We start from the raw sequence: 16778 nt of genomic DNA, 5'->3' as shown, positions 1-16778 counted from the left end.
GCAGGCTCGACGGATCGATGCCGAGCAACAACGCCAGTTCCGCCGTCGAATACAACTTGCCATCGACCAACCGCGTATCCATGGCCGCTCCTGTTCGACTCGCGTCTCGATGAGCCCGTCGGTGGCCATCTTCTCGAGTTCCTTGTACAGCTGCTGTGGCGTGGATATCCAGAAGTTTGCGACCGAGGCATCGAAGCCTTTGGCCAGGTCGTATCCGGACGCCTCTCCCTCGAGAAGTGCGGCCAGCACCGCGTTGCGTAGCGACATCGGGTCAATCGGTCACGAAGCTGTCTAATGAATTAGTTGTCTATCAATGGTCTGGACATGGAAGCAATGCGGGGCTACGGTTCCTCTCAATACTCAACTAATTGTCTATAGGAGGTGTTCATGCATCCGTTCCGTGAAGCGGTCGAGGCACGCGATCCCGCGGCCAACGAGGCGCTGCTGGCCGACGACGTCGTGTTCACGAGCCCGGTGGCTCACAGGCCGTACCGGTAAGGCGCTCACCGCGGGGATTCTGCGCGCGGTGAGCGAAGTCTTCGAGCACTTCGTCTACGTGCGTCAGATCGAGTCCGAAGACGGCCACGAGCACGCCTTGATCTTCGAGGCCGCCGTCGACGGCAAACAAATCACCTGTTGCGACTTCTTGCATTTCGCTGACGACGGCAAGATCGATGACTTCATGGGTGATGGTGCGTCCGCTCTCGGCGGCGCAGGCGCTGGCAACGCGCATGGGGCAAAAGTTCGAACGCATCAAAGCCGAGGCCACCGCATCGCTCCTGCAGGAGACGACCGACGTCTGAGTCGAGGGCGGGCGTCGATCTCGCTCACCTGATCGTAGCCGCTCGGCACGGCCGTCGAACTGCCAGGCTTCTCCTTCGCTCGCCGTCGGCAAGCAGTTTCACAAAGTTATTCGGTGCCGCAGTGCACCACGAAAGGTTCCCCATGGGTCACTACAAAAGCAATGTCCGCGACCTCGAGTTCAATCTGTTCGAGGTGCTCGGCCTCGACGCGATCCTGCGATCCGGTGACTTCGCGGGCTTGGACTCCGACACTGTTCGCGCCATGCTCGCCGAAGCGGCGCGCCAGGCTGAAGGGCCGGTGGCTGAATCGTTCTCGGACGCGGACCGCCATCCTCCGGTCTTCGACCCGGTGACCCATACGGTCGCTATACCGGACAGCTTCAAGAAGTCGGTGCGGGTCTGGCAGGACTCGGAGTGGTTCCTGCTCGGGATGCACAAAGACCTCGGGGGTTCTGCGGCGCCGTGGCCGGTGACCTGGGCGCTCAACGAGCTTCTGCTCGGGGCCAATCCCGGCGTGTTCTTCTACATGCTGGGGCCGGTGATGGCCGATGTACTCTACCGCGTCGGCAACGACGAGCAGAAGCGGTGGGCGAAGCTCGCGGTCGACCGCCGGTGGGGCGGGACGATGGTGCTGACCGAGCCGGACGCGGGCTCCGATGTCGGCGCCGGCCGCACGACGGCGTGCAAGCAGGACGACGGCAGCTGGCATATCGACGGTGTCAAGCGTTTCATCACCGGAGCCGAGTCGGACGACTTGGCGGAGAACATCTTTCATCTGGTCCTCGCTCGCCCCGAGGGAGCCGGGCCGGGCACCAAGGGATTGAGTTTGTTCTTCGTGCCGAAGTTCCATTTCGACCCGCGAACCGGAGAACTCGGCGACCGCAACGGGGTGTTCGTCACCAATGTCGAGCACAAGATGGGGCTCAAGGTTTCGGCAACCTGTGAACTGACATTCGGCGGTCACGGTATCCCGGCCAAAGGCTGGCTGGTCGGTGACGTGCACAGTGGAATCGCCCAGATGTTCAAGGTGATCGAGAACGCGCGCATGTCTGTCGGCACGAAAGCGATCTCGACACTGTCCACCGGATACCTCAACGCCCTCGACTACGCGAAGTTCCGCGTGCAGGGCCCGGATCTGACCCGGATGACCGACAAGACAGCGCCACGAGTGGCGATCATTCGACACCCCGATGTGCGCCGCAGCCTGATGATGCAGAAGGCCTACTCCGAAGGACTGCGCGCGCTGTACATGTACACCGCCGCGCACCAGGATCCGGTCAGCGCGGCACAGGTTTCCGGCGCGAACCCGGACATGGCCCGGCGCGTGAATGATCTGCTGCTGCCGGTGGTGAAGGGTGTCGGCTCCGAGCGGGCCTACCAGTACCTGACCGAATCGTTGCAGACTTTTGGTGGTTCCGGGTTCCTACAGGATTACCCGATCGAACAGTACATTCGTGACTCGAAGATCGACTCCCTCTACGAGGGCACCACTGCGATCCAGGCCATGGACTTCTTCTTCCGCAAGATCGCCCGCGACCAGGGCGTCGCCTTGGCCCATCTGCAGGCCGCGATCTCGGACTTCCTCGAATCCGACAGCGCGGACCCACGCCTGGCAGACCTGCGCATCAGCTTGGCGACGGCACTCGGACATGTCCAGGCGATGACCGAAAGCCTTTTCGCTTACCTGATGGCTGCCCAGGAACGACCGGAGGAGCTCTACAAAATCGGCCTGGCATCGGTGCGTTTCCTGATGGCGTTCGGCGATTTGTTGATCGGGTGGCGGTTGCTCGAGCAAGCCGAAATCGCGCTCACGGCCCTGGACGGCCGGCCCTCCGACCTTGATCGCGAATTCTATGAGGGCAAGGTCGCCGTGGCCGACTTCTTCGCGACAACCGTCTTTCCAGAACTCGCCGCGGCCAGACAAGTGGTGGCGTCGGTGCAATCCAATCTGATGGAGCTTTCCGACGGGGCGTTCTGAGGCTCACCCGCAGAGCACCTGCACCTGCGCGCGAACCGCGGATGCCATCGGCGAGCAGCGAGATTCGACCACGCGGGTCATCAACGTCAAGATGGTCAACGAGGGCGTGCCCCAGAAGGTGCGCTCCACCCAGGCGAGAATGGTGTGGCGTATGGGTTTTGGCTCAGCCGGTGATGTCGCGCCCGATCAGGTGCCGGGCGATTACCCACTGCAACACCTCGTTTGCTCCCTCGAAGATCTCCAAGATCTTGGCGTCGCGGTAGATCTCCTCCAGTCGGTACGTTTCGCCGGTGGCCGAGACCTGGCGGGCGAAGCCGTAACCGCCGTAGATCTGGATGGCGTCGCGGGCAATGTCGTTGGCCAGCCGGGTGGGTTCACTCGCCTCCGGCATTGCATCCTTTGGCATAGCCTCACGACCGCCACCGGAAGTGAGCCGGAGCCGTTTTCGGCTCTGTCCCATTTTCGGATGAGTGCTGCGGGATGGCGAGGCGTTCAGATCGTCATATCGCCCCGGCATCGGATCGGCATGTGACATCGATCGTTGTTCGCTGGCAACGTCGGCGCCCGAAACCATTGGGAGAAGCAGATCATTCAGCGCTCAGAAACGATCTTTGTGTTCTGTCACCCATTCCGCGAAAGTGCGGGCGGGCCGACCGAGTATCCGCTCGACGGTGCCATCCGGAATCCGCGCGGACTCCGGCGGATCGGCGTACCAGCCGACGACGTACTCCGCGTCGGCCCGCGACACCCCTGTCTGCTGTAACCGCTCGATGGCCTGCTCATTGCCGATCTGTTCGAATGCGAGGTCCCGGCCTAGCGCGTCGGCGACCATCGCGACGCGCTCACTCGTGGTCAGCGCCTGAGGTCCGTTGAGGTTGTACGCCCGGCCAGAGTGCCCGTCTTCGATCAGGGCGGTCGCGGCCACCGCGCCGATATCGGCCTCGTGCACAACCGCACTGGGGAAGTCGAAAGGCTCACGCACCACGGCCTCGGCTCGGATCGAGTCGACCCAGGTGAGTGCATTGGACATGAACTCCTGCGGCTCGAACCTCGTCCAGTCCACACCCGAGTCCGCGACCGCGGTTTCCGCGGGGCCGACGTACCCGCCCCAGAGGATGGTGATGCGCCCGACGCCGGCGGACACCGCCCGGCGGACCAACTCGGGTCCGGTCTCGGCCACTCCGGCGGTCACGGTGATGTGCAGCGCGGTGACGCCGTCCAGCGCGGCGTCGAGTGTGCCCGGCTCGGTGTGGGTGCCCGCCACCAATTCCACATTCGCGGGCAGCAAATTCGCGGCGCGCTGTGGATCGCGGGTCAGCGCACGCACTGCTCGACCCCTCCGCAGCAGCTCGGCCACCACCTGCCGTCCGGTGTTTCCCGTTGCGCCCGTTACCAATATCGTCACAGTGAGCTCCTTTCCGAGCGCGACGCTATAACCTCAACAAGCATTGAGGTCAAGCGATGCTCGCCGGCGATACCGCGTTCGGGCGCGTGTGACTACTTCGCTACCAGTCATCGGCTGGTGCGGCTGGTTTGCTGGCTCAGCTGCCGATGGGGTCGGTCGGGCATTCCGGGGGTGGAGGCTAGAGCAACCGTCTGTTGTCCTCGTCACGGTCCCGCCATGGCACATCGAACGGGCAGGGTCCGCGAAGTTCGGCAGATCGGGGATGTCGTGACTGTCGCGGGCGGCGGAGTGTTGCCACTGATGGCCGGTCGACAACCGGACATGCACTGCGGCGGCGGGTACGGTGACACCGATGACGAACGTCAGTCACAGGGCGCCCGCACCGTATCCGATCAGGACTTCCCGGATTGTGGACGTGGTCCAGTTGATGTAGCACCAGTGCCCGAAAAGTATTGGGCTGCCCCTCTGTCCAGCCCTGCCCCCAACCCTCCTTGATCAGATCCGCGCCGAGACAGATCGTCGGTCGGCCCGCACGGCGGATGGTGACAGCATCCCTGCTGGCGTCGCAGATCGCGACGACAAACTACTGACGCAGATGGAATCACTCTCGGGCGGTGCGAGTCGGTTGCGGTCGTCCGATGCTTCCACGGACAGCCAGAGGGGAACGGGAAATTTCGAAACAGAGTGAACCATCATGTGGTGCATAGCGTTTCTTCTCGTAAGCCCTCGACGGTGTGTCAATAGCGTCGAGCGCGGTTCGGAGATCTTGCGCTACCCGCGTACGCGAGACTGCACGTCGAGAAGAAGAGGTTTCTACGTGATCAACGCCAAGAAGACAATTGCCGTGTGTGCGAGCGTAATCGGAATCACTGCCGGGATGGCGGTATTCCTCCCCGCGACGGCATCCGCGGCAACCTACGGTGGTCAGTGCGGTAAGGGATATGACGTGATCGATTCGCACGACATCGTCGGTGGCACTGCTTTTCTGACCTTCAACGGTAAGAACAATTGCGTTGTCACCGTGCGGAACCAGCCGGGGAAACCCGTGCGGATGGGCGCCGGGCTCCGGCGGTCAGGGGATAGTCGCGCCGTAGTCGTCGACGACGCCGAATACACCGAGTTCGCGGGTCCGGTGAAGGTCGAGGCAAAGGGCGAATGCATCGACTGGGGCGGCCTCATCGGTAATGACGAGTGGCAGGTATTCAAAGTGCACTGCGGCTGAACGGCACGTGCCCGTACCTGCTCATACCAGGCCGGTACGGGCTCGTGCGCGGGGGTCTGGCGGCAGCACCAATGCGTACTAGCGCCGTCGCCGAGAAGGCGGTGGGCTGAACGGGAGTGTGCTACAAGGTGATTCGCTTCTCGTCGGCGCAGGGGGCCGAAAGACTTCACCCCGAGTTGGTGAGCGGTCGTAGGCGCAACGACGAAACTGGTTGCAGTCCATGGCAAGTGACCGAGGTGGTGCCGAGTGGTCGACGGGGCCAACTGACAGCGCTCTACCCTGGCTTGGAATCCCGTGCCCCGAACACAGATAGGGCCGTTGTGCCTGGTTGCATGGCTGCGCTGGAAGAGTCAAGGGGGAGTGGATACATGGGTTACTCATTCCTAACCCGATCCGCGATTCATCCCCGACCTCCATGAAACCCAAATCCCACATTTTCGCCACCGATCTTGTATCGGCGGACGCCTTTCCTGCGACGAATCCGCAGATTCAGGCCTCGTGACCGCTCCGTGCTTTTAGACGTCGGGGACAACCGGCAAGATCCGCCCGAGGGCGACGACCCGCTAGTGGAGTTCGAGAGATCTGGGTGTGCCCAGCGGCACCTCGGCGATCTCGCGCCATTCGTATCGGTGGTTGTCCCGGTTCAGCTCGATGAGTGACACCGCCGTGACGTGTTCGACAACCTCCATGCGGCTCAACTGATTTCGCGTGACCAGGTGGCGGAGGCCGAAATGCTGTCATCATCTACGTAGAGGGCGGACCGAGGGGTTGCAGTGCTGCTCTGCCACCATGGCTGGCCAGCCCGTTGTGGGACCAGTTCGCCGCCCTGCCCGACTGTGGCGAGTTCGATCCAACACATCCGCTGAGCTGCCAGGCTTACCTGCGTACGGCGTAGACCGGCCCGGAGCCCGGCCGACTCACAGTTCCCGATGTTCCGAAGGTGCGACATCGGGGGCTGGATCGTCGGTGGGCCCTGAGAGGATGCCCGCGATCGTTGTCGAACATGGGAGAAGTGCATGACGGACAAGACTTTACGGGTGATCGGCGAGCTCATGGGTTCGGTGCCGCCGGCGGGTTCATTTGCTGCGCGTCGGACGGGTTCGGCGGAGAACCTGGTGATCGAGGTAGATGGGGTGGGGCCGATCCGGTTGCCGGTGACGCCGGCTCAGGCGCGGCGACTGTGCGAGGTCGCGCGGCCGGCGCGGTATGGTCTGCGTGAGCAGACCTTATTGGACGCGAATGTGCGCGACACATGGGAGGTTCCGCGGGACCGGGTACGGTCGACGAGCGGCAGTGGCGCGAGACGTTGCTGCCAATGCTGGACATACTGCGGGCCGAGCTAGGTCTGGCGCCGGACTGCGAGTTGTCGGCGGAGCTGCATTCGATGCTGGTGTATGAGGCGGGACAATTCTTTCAGCGCCATCAGGATTCAGAGAAGGCCGACGGCATGATCGGCACGTTGGTGGTGACTCTGCCTTCGGCGTTCACCGGCGGGGAGCTGGTGATCGAGCAGCAGGGGACGAAGGTCACCGACCAGGGTTCGCCGGAGGAGCTGTCCTTCGTCGCGTTCTATGGCGACTGCGAGCACGAGGTGCTGCCGGTCACCGCCGGTTTCCGGATCACGCTGACCTACAACCTGGTGGCGAAGGGGCGTACCGGCCCGGACGCCGCCGCGTTCGCCATGCATCCGTCGGTCACGTTACTGGCCGAGCAGTTACGCGCGCATTTCACCACACCGATCGAATTGTCGACGTGGCCTTTCCACCGCGAGCCGGCGAAACGCCCACCTCATCAACTCGTCTATCTGCTGGATCATCAGTATTCCCAGCACGGATTCGGGTGGGATCAGCTTAAGGGCGGCGATGCTGCCCGTGCTGGGATGATGCTCGCGGCGGCGGACATCGCGGGATACGACACGTCGCTGGCGCTCGCGGAGGTCGAGGACTCCTACGAGGAGGACTACACCTCGTGGATGGGGATCTATCGTCAGCGTTGGGAGCGTGTTGAGGATGGGTGGAGATGCGTCGAAAGCGCTGACATGGAGTTCGATGAAGACGGGGAAATGGTGGAGCCTGTGCGCGATGACCCCGCGAGCCTTCCGGTGTGCTCGAGCCTTCCTTTGGTCCCGGGATCGGAAGATCTCGGCGAGCTGCGCTTGTCGACCATCACATTGACGTGGCTGATCGATCGGTCAGGCGCGGCCGGTGAGCCCGCTGTGCGGGAGGTTTGGGATGAGGAGTTGTGTACGGGCGCATCGAAGTTGACGCTGGAGCCGTTCGCATCGGAAATCGAGGGTTACATGGGCAATGAAGGAAACACCGCCAATTTCTGGTACAGGCGCGCGGCGATCATCATCCGGCCCCGTCAGTAGAACGGCCTGGCAAGCAATCCCCGGCATGAACCTTCGACGCGGGACGACCTGTCAGCCCCACGGGCTGACGAGTCGGGATTGAGCGAATTCTCGTTCCGTGCGTGAGTGACGAGTGTGCCGATCACAGGGAGGACTAGGCAGACGGCAGCGATCGGGGAGATTGCGCTGCCGCTGGCCGACTACACGTCGATGGGCATCATCTCGGCATCGCGCTTCAGCGTGTTCGTTCCGCGAACGCGCGCAATGATTTCCGCCGCGTTCGCGGCGTCGGTGCCACTCCAGGCGATATGCAGATCTGGCCGTACGAGAACCAAGCGGTGGTCGTAGAGGGCAGCGAGTTCGGGATCGGTCAGCTTCAGATACCGCATCGGAACACCTGAGCGCTCGGCCTCGAGCAGTAGCAATGCCGCTTGACTGTCGTCGCCAAGTGCGTCGACGAGGGTGAACTCGGGGCCGAACCGGTCGAACAGGGTCGTCTGCTCGTCGAGAATGACATTCGGCGCGTGGTGGCCGGGGCGCACGGTGGGGACGAAACGACGACGATCCCAGGGCGGGGCGGTACTGCCGTCGGGTACGACAACGGGCGATTTCTCGTAACGGACATCCAATTCCACTCCTAGGCTGAGGTTTTCGGCGTCGTTGGCGGCGAGGAATTGCGTGATCTGCTCGCGATGGGCCTGTCCGGCGTCGCTGTCCTCGGCGATGAGCTGTGCGTCGACCATTGCTCTGTACTGCAGGTGGACGACCGCATTTTCCACCGAGGCGTTGCGGTTGCGTTCCCCGATCGGGCGCCGTTCGAGCTCGTAGCTGGCCAAGAGTTGGGGACCACCCCAGCCGTTGACTGCTGCCGCGAGTTTCCATCCGAGATTGATCGCGTCACCAAGTCCGGTGTTCATTCCGTATCCGCCGGTGGGAATTGCGGTGTGCACCGAGTCCCCGGCGAGCAGGATCCGATCCCGGCCATATGAGTCGGCCAGCAGCGCGTTGGGTCGCCATACGCCGGAGGCCAGCACCTCGTTGATGACAACGGGTCGGCCGAGTGCCCGGGCTACGAAGTCGCGAGGGTCGCCGATGGGGTCCGGATCGTCGACTGTGGCCCCGAGGTCTTGGTGCAGAGTCCATGTGTCGATCTCGTTCTGCGCGATGACCACCGCACCAGCCGGAGTGAACAAATGCCAGAACCGGCCCAGCGCATGCAGATTCGCCGCATCGATCGAGCGGAAGTGCACGAGTCCGACAGTTTGGAAATCCTTCGGCCCGTCCATCTCGATGCCCAGCTGCTTGCGGACACGGCTGGAGGCTCCATCGCAGCCGACAAGGTAGTCGGCGTGGACAGTGATCATGCGCCCGCTCTCGTCGGCCAGTTCTGCGACCACCTGCTCGCCGACTTGGAAACAGCGTTCCAGACGCCAGCCCTGCCGCACGTCGACCAAGGGATCGCGATGGGCGTGGTCCATCATCTTCGCCTCGAAGATCGCCTGTGAGCAGCGATGCCACGGCTGTCCCGGGACGCTGCCGTCGGCGACGGCAGCGAATTCCGCGCGTTGTTCGGTGACCGAGGGCAGGCTCCACCGACCGAGTTCGGGTCCGTCGAGCCCAGCGGCGAAGATCACGTCGAAGGAGTATTGGGACCCGACACCGACCGACCGCAGCTCCTCATCCACGCCCAGTCGTCGCAGCAACTCCATGCTCGCGGAGTTGGTGATGTCCATTTTCGGGAACAGGGTCGTGTGCTCGTTGCGTTCGGCCGCATATCGCGCTAAGGGAGACCGGCCAAATCTGCTTTTGCGTCATCGTCGCGGCGATAACAGCCTGAGGCCCTGTGTCCGAGGGATTGGAGACGGCGGGCTAGCTCGTGAGTGAGTTCCTCGGGTGATCCAGCAGAGCCTGCCAGGCTGATTTCCATGGGAAGAGCGGGATCTGGTTAACGCCGTTCCCTGGCTCGTGGGGCTGGCTGATGACCATGGTCACGCCCCATCGGGACAACTTCGCGATCGCGTCCTGGATTGCGGGAAAGCCGAGGTGAGCTCGATTGGAGAACGGCACAGCAACGACGGGCAGCCGCTTGCCGACAGCCTCTACGAGCAGGCCGAGTACGAGGGTGTCGGAAATTCCGGCCGCCCATTTGGCCAACGAATTGGCGGTGATGGGTGCGGCGATCATGGCATCGGCGGGTGGGAGCACGTCGGGCGTGCCGGGGTCTTTGTATTGGCTGCGCACGGTGTGTCCCGTCTTCGCGGCCAGGGCGTCGGCGTCGATGAATCGAAGGCCGTAGGGGGATGCGATGACGCATACATCCCACCCCTCGGCTTGGGCCAACTCGACTAGCGTGCCCACCTCGTGAGCGGCCGGCGATCCGGTGACGATGGCGTACAGGACGGGCTTTCCCTCGTCGTTCATCGCTTCATCGTGTCAGCCTGCCCGCAATGGCGGCTGCGTGCGGGGTGGCTATGCCTGGGACGGCGCCGATCCGTTGAGCAAGGCGGTCCGGGTCGTCGGTTGTCAGGTCGCGGCGGGACCTACCCGTCATGTGCCCGACCAGCTCGCGGACGATGTTCATGCTTGGAACATGCTGCGGGACAATATGTTCTGCGCGCAGCAGTGTATTCAGGCAATGTCGATAGCCGCGTTGTAGTGCGTGGGCCCGTCCGACTTCGACAAAGTACTGCGCCGTGCGGCTAGCCGCCGACTCCAGGGACAACGCCAATTCGAGAACGTGGCCAGGTTCGCGCTGTTCCATCGCCGCGGACATGCGCCACAGCTGGAGGTTCGCGGCCCGAATGTGGGATCGCGCAGGATTGATGTCCCCCAGGTCGGCATCGGCGAGTCTTGGTTGCTGCGCTCGCGGATACGGCTGGGTCCGGCGTGCCATCACACGCCGGACCCACCCGGTTAACGAGTGCTGGTCAGGGCAGGTTCTGAGTGAAGAAGCTGGTCAGCTTGTCGAAGGGGATCAGGTCGGTGCGGTCGTAGAGGTCGACGTGACCGGCACCGGGCACGATGACCAGTTCCTTGCGGTCACCGGCGAGACGGTAGGCCTCTTCGCTGAATTCGCGGGAGTGGGCGTTCTCGCCGGTGATGAACAGCATCGGGCGGGGGGAGATGGTCTCGATGTCGTTGAACGGGTAGAAGTTCATGAACTTGACGTTGCTCGACAGCGTCGGGTGGGTCGTCGTGTCCGGGGTGGCGCCCTCGGGGACGACCGCGCCGCGCTGAGTGCGGTAGAAGTCGTAGAACTCGCGCTCGATCGGGGTCGATGCGGCGGTCAGTTCGTGAACGGTGCCGCCGGTGTACTCGGTGGGGCCACCGCTGAATTCGACATCACGTTGCGCGGCGGCTCGGGCGAGAATTGCCTGGCGCTGTTCGGGGGTGACGGAGTGGCCCAGCCCGTTGCGGTTGGCCGCGCCCATGTCGTACATGCTGACGGTGGCGACGGCTTTGATGCGGGGGTCGATCTTGGCGGCGGAGATGACGAAGCTGCCGCTGCCGCAGATGCCGAGTGCGCCGATGCGTTCGGGATCGACGGTGTCCAGAGTGCGGAGGTAGTCGACGCCGGCGTTGAAGGTTTCGGTGTAGATGTCGGGGGCGACGGCGTTGCGGGGTTCACCGTCGCTGCCGCCCCAGAAGGCCAGGTCCAGGGCGAGGGTGACGAAGCCCTGTTCGGCCATCTTCGTGGCGTAGAGGTTGGCGCTCTGCTCTTTGACCGCGCCCATCGGGTGCCCGACCACCATGGCGGCGGCACGGGTGCCTCGGGCGAGGTTCTTGGGGATGAACAGGTTCCCGGTGACGTCCATCCGGTACTGGTTCTTGAAGGTGACCGGTTGCATGGTGACCTGGTCGCTGGTGTAGAAGTTGTCCGCGCCGCGCGAGAGGTCACCCGAGGCCATCGGTGTCACGGGCGCGGCAGAGGTCGTGGTGTCGGCGCCGGAGCACGCCGAGGCGGCCAGAACAGCGAGGGTGGCGGCGCCGGCTCCGGCGATGCGGGCCCAGCGGCGAGGACGTCGCCGGACAGTCGTGGTGGTCATCGTGGTGCTCCTGGTGCAGAAATTTGTCGATGGTCAGAGGGTGAGCAGGGTTTTGATCGCGCGGCGTTCGTTCATCGCCTGGTAACCTTCGGCGGCATTGTCGAGGGGGAGGGTGAGGTCGAAGACCTTGCCGGGGTTGATGATTCGGTTGCAGATGCGGTCGATGAGGTCAGGTAGGAACCGGCGGACGGGGGCGGGGCCGCCGAGGAGGTGGACTTCGGCGAAGAACAGCTGGTCGGCGGGCAGGGCGACGCCTTCGTGGGCGACGCCGACGTAGCCGATGTGTCCACCAGGGCGCGCGGAGTTGATGGCCTGCATCATCGATTCCTGGGTGCCGACCGCTTCGATGACACCGTGCGCGCCGAGACCGTTGGTGAGATCCTTGATCGCGGCCACACCCTCGTCGCCGCGTGTCTCGACGATGTCGGTCGCGCCGAATTCGCGCGCCAGGGCCTGGCGGTCGGCGTGGCGCGACATCGCGATGATCCGTTCGGCACCGAGCTGTTTCGCGGCGAGCACACCCATCAGCCCGACCGCGCCGTCGCCGACCACCGCGATGGTCTTGCCGGGTCCGGCTGTGGCGGCGTCCGCGGCGAACCAGCCGGTGCCCAGCACATCGGAGGCGGCTAGGAGGGACGGGATCAGGTCGGGTTCGGGCATCGCGGGGGTGGCGACCAGGGTGCCGTCGGCGTAGGGGATGCGCGCGAGTTCGGACTGGGTGCCGATGGTGCCGGCCACGAATGATGCGTGCACACAGCGGGATTGGAATCCGGCGCGGCAGATCTCGCAGGTGTTGTCGGAGATCACGAAGGAACCGACGACGAAGTCACCGACCTTCAGGGTGCGCACGTCGGCACCGATTTCTTCGACGACACCGACGTATTCGTGCCCCATGAGGGTGTGATCGACCGGTTCGACCCCACGGAAGGGCCACAGGTCCGAGCCGCAGATGCAGGTGGCGGTGAGCCGGATGATCGCGTCGGTGGGTTCGACGATCTTGGGGTCTTCGCGGTCGACGACGCGAACGTCGCCGGGGGCGTACATGACTACTCCACGCATGGGTGTGTCCTCTCTCGGATTCAGGGTGGTTCAGCGGGCGGTGTAGCCGCCGTCGACGGGCAGTGCGACGCCGACGACGTAGGAAGCGGCGGTGATGGTGAGGGTGGTACCGGCGTTGGCGGCGGTGATCGCGTCGAGACCGCTCTCGATCTCGCCGATCATCACGATCCCGGGATTGGGGATGCGGAAGGCGTCTTCGCGGTAGTAGACGGCCAGGTCTCGGCTGGGTGCCCAGTAGCCGAGTTGCCCGGCGCGGTAACCGGATTGGCCCTGCCCGTCGGTGAGTTCACGCGGCAGCGTCCCGGCCTTCTCCCGCCGCATGGCTCAGCTCACTCCGGTCAGGACCCGCTGCGGCTGCTGGCCAGGTGGCGTCGGCGCGTTGTCGCCGCGCGGACCAGTTCGGTTCGCGGCGAGGACAGTGATCGGGACCAGCGCGGTCGCGGTGATCGCCGCACCCAGCACCGTGGGCCCGGTCACACCGAGCGCGGTGGACAGCGTGGTCGCGGCCAGTGCCGAACCGGCAGCGGTGCCGAGGTTGAACGCCGCGGTCGCGAGGGAAGACGACAGCCGGGAGCCGCGCCCGGCGAGCCGGATGGTCTGGGCGATCAGAACCGGATTCGCCCCCAAACCCGACGCACCTAGCACGACGACCAGGGCAACGACGACCGTCGCGTGGCTCGCCGTCGCAGCGAGAACGATCAGCAGGATCGACGTGGCGGCGATCGCGGTGCAGAGAGTGCCCAGCGGCCACCGGTCACCGAGCCGCCCGCCCAGCGCGGTCCCGGCCAGCGCGCCGATGCCGAATCCGACCAATACCAGCGGGACCAGCGCGGTGGGGATGCCAGCGCGGTCGGTCAGCAGAGGGCTGATGAAGCTGTAGGCGCCGAGGAACCCGGCCTGGGCCAGGGTGATCGCCGCCAGCACCGCCCACACCCGCCACGGACGTACCGCGGCGACCTCGGCGCGCACCGACACCTCGCCCGTGACGCGGTGGGAGGTCGCAGGGGCAAAGCGCAGCACGGCGACGATCGCGGGGACAGCCAGTGCGGCCAGGATCCAGAATGGACCACGCCATCCGGTGAGCTGCCCGGCGAAGGTGCCCAACGGCACGCCGGCGACGACCGCCAGGCTCAACCCGCCCGACATCACCGCCAGCGCCCGAGCGCTCGCTCCCGGTCCCGCGGCCGCCGCCGCGACGACCGCGCCGGTGGCCCAGAATGTGCCAGTCGCCAGCGCCGTCACCACCCGGGAGACGGTGACGACGGTGAACGAGTCGCTGATCGCGGCCACCGCGTGCCCAGCCGCGAACACCACCAACGCACCGACCAGTGTGGCCCGGGCGGGCAGCCGCAGGGTGGCCAGCGCCATGACCGGCGGGCCGATGATCATCCCGACCGCGAACGCGGTGACCAGCATCCCGGCGCCGGCGATGTCGACCCCGAGATCGGCGGCAACATCGGGCAACAGGCCGGCGATCATGAACTCGGTCGTGCCCATCAGGAAGATCCCGGAGGCCAGCACGTACACCAGCACAGGCAACCGGGTGCTCGGGCGGTTGAAGGTCGGTGTGCTCATCTCACCTCGTCGATGTCGAATAATTGCGGGACTCGGAGCTATCGGCTCCGCGATCCATGCAACGCGGCGCAGCGCGATTGTGGGAGGTGCAGATCAGAGGGGTGCTGGCAACACCCTCCTCACAGCACCTGGCAAACATGCAGGACACGGGCCTAGCCTCGATCACCATGGAGTCGAGCAACCGCGCCGCCGAAATCGGCCAGTTTCTGGCCTCACGCCGCGCCAAGATCACCCCCGACCGGGTCGGGCTGCCGGTCTACGATGCGGCCAAGCGCCGCGTCCCGGGCCTGCGCCGCCAGGAAGTCGCCACACTGGCCGGGTTGTCGGTGGACTACTACACCCAAATCGAACGCGGCAAGGTCAACAGCGTCTCCGAGTCGGTGCTCGACGCCATCGCCCGCGCGCTGGAACTCGACGACGCCGAACGCTCACACCTGTTCGACCTGCACCGCAACGCCCTGATCAGCCCACAACGACGCCCACGCCGCGCCACGAAGACGGTCCGGCCGGGCGTGCAGAACCTGCTCGACACCTACAGTGGGCCCGCCTTCATCCGAAACGCCCGCCACGACCTGGTCGCGGCCAACCCGCTCGGCTACGCCTTCTACAGCCCCCTGTACCGCGACCCGCTAGCACCGGATGTGTCCAAGCCGGTCAATTTCGTGCGCTTCTGCTTCCTGGATCCCCGCGCCCACGACTTCTACCCCGACTGGGACCACATGGCCGACAGTTCGGTCAACCTGCTGCGCACCGACGCCGGACGTGACCCCTACGACCGCGGCATCTCGGACCTGGTCGGTGAACTGTCCACCCGCAGCGAGGAATTCCGGGTCCGGTGGGCCAAACACAATGTGCGCCTGCACTACACCGGCACCAAATCCTTCCACCACCCCGTCGTCGGAGACATCAGCATCGGCTACGAAACGATGCCGCTGCCCGCCGATCCGGGCCTGGTCGTCAACTTCTACACCGTGCAACCGGCCACCCCATCGGCTGATGCGATGACCCTGCTCGGTACCTGGGCCGCCACCAACATTCACCTGTCCGTGCCCGCCGATCAGCCCGCCACCACGACCGGCGGAGAACCCGCTAGCTGACCGACTACTGGAAAGGCACCCGATCATGGAACTCGTCCCCCGCACACCCACCACCCACGGACCAGCGCAGATGTTCACCGGCCAGGTGTGGTTCGACACGCTCTTCCGCGGCGAGAACCCCCGCCGTGCCCGGCTCAATACGGTCCGCTTCGCCCCCTGCGCACGCACCGCATGGCACAGCCACGGTCTCGGCCAAACCCTGCACGTCACCGAAGGCACCGGCTTGGTCGTCACCCGCGACGGACACGCCATCCCCATGCGCCCCGGCGACACGGTCTGGACCCCACCGGGCGAGGAACACTGGCACGGCGCAATCTCCGACACCTTCATGACTCACCTCGCCCTCTGGGAGGGCGACGACGTGCCTGGCTCGAACACGTCACCGACGAGGACTACCTCACCGCTCAACAGCACCGGTAAACAGAGCCCCGTTGCGCTACGGCTCCCACAACCGGCCGCTGACGAACGAAACCGGCCGAATCGGCGGTCAGCAAAAGCCGACCTCGGCGAAGGTGCACCCACCCCGTTCTGCGTGAGAGAGCGCATGTCGAGAAGCGAGTGTCGGGGCCTTTCGGAAGTATTGGTGGTAACCGGTTGCGCGGAACTTCAGATCGAACGCATGACCTTCGATGTGCCAGAGCGGAAGGTCCTCGCGTCGATCGTCGGGTACCAGTCGGTGCAGGTCATCGATCTCCAGGTCCGGGGTCGTGCCCTTGAAATCGAGGTCCCCCTCGAGGTCCCAAACGTCTTCGAAGACGAGCGTGGCCGGGGCCATCCAGAAGGAGAAATATGTCGCCGGTGGGACCGGATGGACCCAGCGGACGATGTAGTCGAGATCGAGGAGAAGCCGCGGCAGGACGCCGTCGGTCGGCTGTACACACAGGCCGTGGATGGTGGCGTCGTGCCAGCCCATCTCCGAGAAGTCGGCGTCGGTCCAGACGCTTTTGGAAAGACCCGATTCCAGGTGGCCGCCGTCCATCCCCGTATCCAACCATTTCAACCAAGGTCGAGCGGGCTGCTCGGTCTCGGCGACGCCGCGCATTCACCGATCGGAATAAGTTTGGCCGCGAGCAGTTTGGTGATCATGCCGGTGCTGTCCTGGGCGCAACGCCGCGCCGGACGCGAACTCGGCTCCGCCTCCGCAGTCGCCGACTCCAAACATCGGGCAGCAACCCGACTGACGCCGCGACCGCTCGGACGCCGCCCAGCAGTGAAACACAGTGCCGGTCACCACCTTGCAGCG

At 64.9% G+C, this 16778-nt stretch carries 14 protein-coding genes and 4 pseudogenes; 6 read left to right on the top strand and 12 right to left on the bottom strand.

Annotated features, from left to right (window positions below):
* Positions 1-45: 45 nt before the first annotated feature.
* Positions 46-267, bottom strand: a pseudogene (locus ACIBG0_RS20900) (PadR family transcriptional regulator); the annotation flags it as partial.
* Between the two features lie 120 nt (positions 268-387).
* Here ACIBG0_RS20900 and ACIBG0_RS20895 point away from each other — a divergent pair.
* Positions 388-803, top strand: a pseudogene (locus tag ACIBG0_RS20895) (nuclear transport factor 2 family protein).
* Positions 804-945: 142 nt separating this feature from the next.
* The gene (locus tag ACIBG0_RS20890; RefSeq protein ID WP_397034594.1) at positions 946-2781 is read left to right on the top strand and encodes an acyl-CoA dehydrogenase; all 1836 of its coding nucleotides are present in this window, start codon (positions 946-948) and stop codon (positions 2779-2781) included.
* A 163-nt stretch (positions 2782-2944) separates the two neighbouring features.
* Here the strand turns inward: ACIBG0_RS20890 and ACIBG0_RS20885 are convergent, their stop codons facing one another.
* Both ACIBG0_RS20885 and ACIBG0_RS20880 read right to left on the bottom strand, forming a co-directional pair.
* A complete protein-coding gene (locus ACIBG0_RS20885; RefSeq protein WP_397034593.1) occupies positions 2945-3172 on the bottom strand; it encodes an acyl-CoA dehydrogenase family protein in 228 nt (75 codons plus the stop codon).
* Positions 3173-3379: 207 nt separating this feature from the next.
* Positions 3380-4186 (bottom strand): NAD(P)H-binding protein, encoded by an 807-nt coding sequence (locus ACIBG0_RS20880; protein ID WP_397034592.1) that lies wholly within the window; start codon positions 4184-4186, stop codon positions 3380-3382.
* 817 nt (positions 4187-5003) lie between these two features.
* Here ACIBG0_RS20880 and ACIBG0_RS20875 point away from each other — a divergent pair.
* Positions 5004-5408 (top strand): spore-associated protein A, encoded by a 405-nt coding sequence (locus ACIBG0_RS20875; protein ID WP_397034591.1) that lies wholly within the window; start codon positions 5004-5006, stop codon positions 5406-5408.
* Positions 5409-5971: 563 nt separating this feature from the next.
* On the opposite strand, the gene ACIBG0_RS20870 is transcribed toward ACIBG0_RS20875, so the two are convergent.
* Positions 5972-6097, bottom strand: a complete 126-nt coding sequence (locus tag ACIBG0_RS20870; protein ID WP_397034590.1) for a hypothetical protein — start codon at positions 6095-6097, stop codon at positions 5972-5974.
* 563 nt (positions 6098-6660) lie between these two features.
* Here ACIBG0_RS20870 and ACIBG0_RS20865 point away from each other — a divergent pair.
* Complete coding sequence (locus tag ACIBG0_RS20865; protein ID WP_397034589.1) at positions 6661-7779, top strand: 2OG-Fe(II) oxygenase; 1119 nt, start codon at positions 6661-6663, stop codon at positions 7777-7779.
* A gap of 179 nt (positions 7780-7958) precedes the next feature.
* Here the strand turns inward: ACIBG0_RS20865 and ACIBG0_RS20860 are convergent.
* From ACIBG0_RS20860 to ACIBG0_RS20830, 7 genes and pseudogenes are all read right to left on the bottom strand, one after another.
* Positions 7959-9515, bottom strand: a pseudogene (locus ACIBG0_RS20860) (FAD-dependent monooxygenase); the annotation flags it as partial.
* Between the two features lie 112 nt (positions 9516-9627).
* The gene (locus ACIBG0_RS20855; RefSeq protein WP_397034588.1) at positions 9628-10179 is read right to left on the bottom strand and encodes a flavoprotein; all 552 of its coding nucleotides are present in this window, start codon (positions 10177-10179) and stop codon (positions 9628-9630) included.
* Between the two features lie 4 nt (positions 10180-10183).
* Positions 10184-10531 (bottom strand): hypothetical protein, encoded by a 348-nt coding sequence (locus tag ACIBG0_RS20850; protein ID WP_397034587.1) that lies wholly within the window; start codon positions 10529-10531, stop codon positions 10184-10186.
* A gap of 154 nt (positions 10532-10685) precedes the next feature.
* A complete protein-coding gene (locus ACIBG0_RS20845; protein WP_397034586.1) occupies positions 10686-11804 on the bottom strand; it encodes an alpha/beta hydrolase in 1119 nt (372 codons plus the stop codon).
* Between the two features lie 33 nt (positions 11805-11837).
* Positions 11838-12863, bottom strand: a complete 1026-nt coding sequence (locus ACIBG0_RS20840; RefSeq protein ID WP_397034585.1) for a zinc-dependent alcohol dehydrogenase family protein — start codon at positions 12861-12863, stop codon at positions 11838-11840.
* A gap of 30 nt (positions 12864-12893) precedes the next feature.
* The gene (locus ACIBG0_RS20835; protein ID WP_397034584.1) at positions 12894-13184 is read right to left on the bottom strand and encodes a cyclophilin-like fold protein; all 291 of its coding nucleotides are present in this window, start codon (positions 13182-13184) and stop codon (positions 12894-12896) included.
* Positions 13185-13187: 3 nt separating this feature from the next.
* Positions 13188-14438, bottom strand: a complete 1251-nt coding sequence (locus ACIBG0_RS20830) for an MFS transporter (protein WP_397034583.1) — start codon at positions 14436-14438, stop codon at positions 13188-13190.
* A 167-nt stretch (positions 14439-14605) separates the two neighbouring features.
* Here ACIBG0_RS20830 and ACIBG0_RS20825 point away from each other — a divergent pair, with 167 nt between their 5' ends.
* Together ACIBG0_RS20825 and ACIBG0_RS20820 are read left to right on the top strand one after the other, a co-directional pair.
* Positions 14606-15535 (top strand): helix-turn-helix transcriptional regulator, encoded by a 930-nt coding sequence (locus tag ACIBG0_RS20825; RefSeq protein ID WP_397034582.1) that lies wholly within the window; start codon positions 14606-14608, stop codon positions 15533-15535.
* 25 nt (positions 15536-15560) lie between these two features.
* Positions 15561-15800, top strand: a pseudogene (locus ACIBG0_RS20820) (cupin domain-containing protein); the annotation flags it as partial.
* A gap of 222 nt (positions 15801-16022) precedes the next feature.
* Here ACIBG0_RS20820 and ACIBG0_RS20815 read toward each other — a convergent pair.
* Complete coding sequence (locus tag ACIBG0_RS20815) at positions 16023-16577, bottom strand: hypothetical protein (RefSeq protein ID WP_397034645.1); 555 nt, start codon at positions 16575-16577, stop codon at positions 16023-16025.
* Positions 16578-16778: the final 201 nt, after the last annotated feature.

This window comes from Nocardia sp. NPDC050630, assembly GCF_044457245.1.
Classification (GTDB): Bacteria; Actinomycetota; Actinomycetes; order Mycobacteriales; family Mycobacteriaceae; genus Nocardia.
The sequence above is the reverse complement of the archived record's forward strand: the minus strand, read 5'-3'. Positions and strand labels throughout refer to the sequence as shown.

What these genes read in the sequence shown, in the direction of transcription:
- ACIBG0_RS20825 (WP_397034582.1), top strand. Translation starts at nt 14,606, where the DNA reads ATGGAGTCGAGCAACCGCGCCGCCGAAATCGGCCAGTTTCTGGCCTCA.
- ACIBG0_RS20830 (WP_397034583.1), bottom strand. Translation starts at nt 14,438, where the DNA reads ATGAGCACACCGACCTTCAACCGCCCGAGCACCCGGTTGCCTGTGCTG.
- ACIBG0_RS20890 (WP_397034594.1), top strand. Translation starts at nt 946, where the DNA reads ATGGGTCACTACAAAAGCAATGTCCGCGACCTCGAGTTCAATCTGTTC.
- ACIBG0_RS20835 (WP_397034584.1), bottom strand. Translation starts at nt 13,184, where the DNA reads ATGCGGCGGGAGAAGGCCGGGACGCTGCCGCGTGAACTCACCGACGGG.
- ACIBG0_RS20840 (WP_397034585.1), bottom strand. Translation starts at nt 12,863, where the DNA reads ATGCGTGGAGTAGTCATGTACGCCCCCGGCGACGTTCGCGTCGTCGAC.
- ACIBG0_RS20815 (WP_397034645.1), bottom strand. Translation starts at nt 16,577, where the DNA reads ATGCGCGGCGTCGCCGAGACCGAGCAGCCCGCTCGACCTTGGTTGAAA.
- ACIBG0_RS20885 (WP_397034593.1), bottom strand. Translation starts at nt 3,172, where the DNA reads ATGCCGGAGGCGAGTGAACCCACCCGGCTGGCCAACGACATTGCCCGC.
- ACIBG0_RS20865 (WP_397034589.1), top strand. Translation starts at nt 6,661, where the DNA reads ATGGGAGGTTCCGCGGGACCGGGTACGGTCGACGAGCGGCAGTGGCGC.
- ACIBG0_RS20845 (WP_397034586.1), bottom strand. Translation starts at nt 11,804, where the DNA reads ATGACCACCACGACTGTCCGGCGACGTCCTCGCCGCTGGGCCCGCATC.
- ACIBG0_RS20850 (WP_397034587.1), bottom strand. Translation starts at nt 10,531, where the DNA reads ATGTCCGCGGCGATGGAACAGCGCGAACCTGGCCACGTTCTCGAATTG.
- ACIBG0_RS20870 (WP_397034590.1), bottom strand. Translation starts at nt 6,097, where the DNA reads ATGGAGGTTGTCGAACACGTCACGGCGGTGTCACTCATCGAGCTGAAC.
- ACIBG0_RS20855 (WP_397034588.1), bottom strand. Translation starts at nt 10,179, where the DNA reads ATGAACGACGAGGGAAAGCCCGTCCTGTACGCCATCGTCACCGGATCG.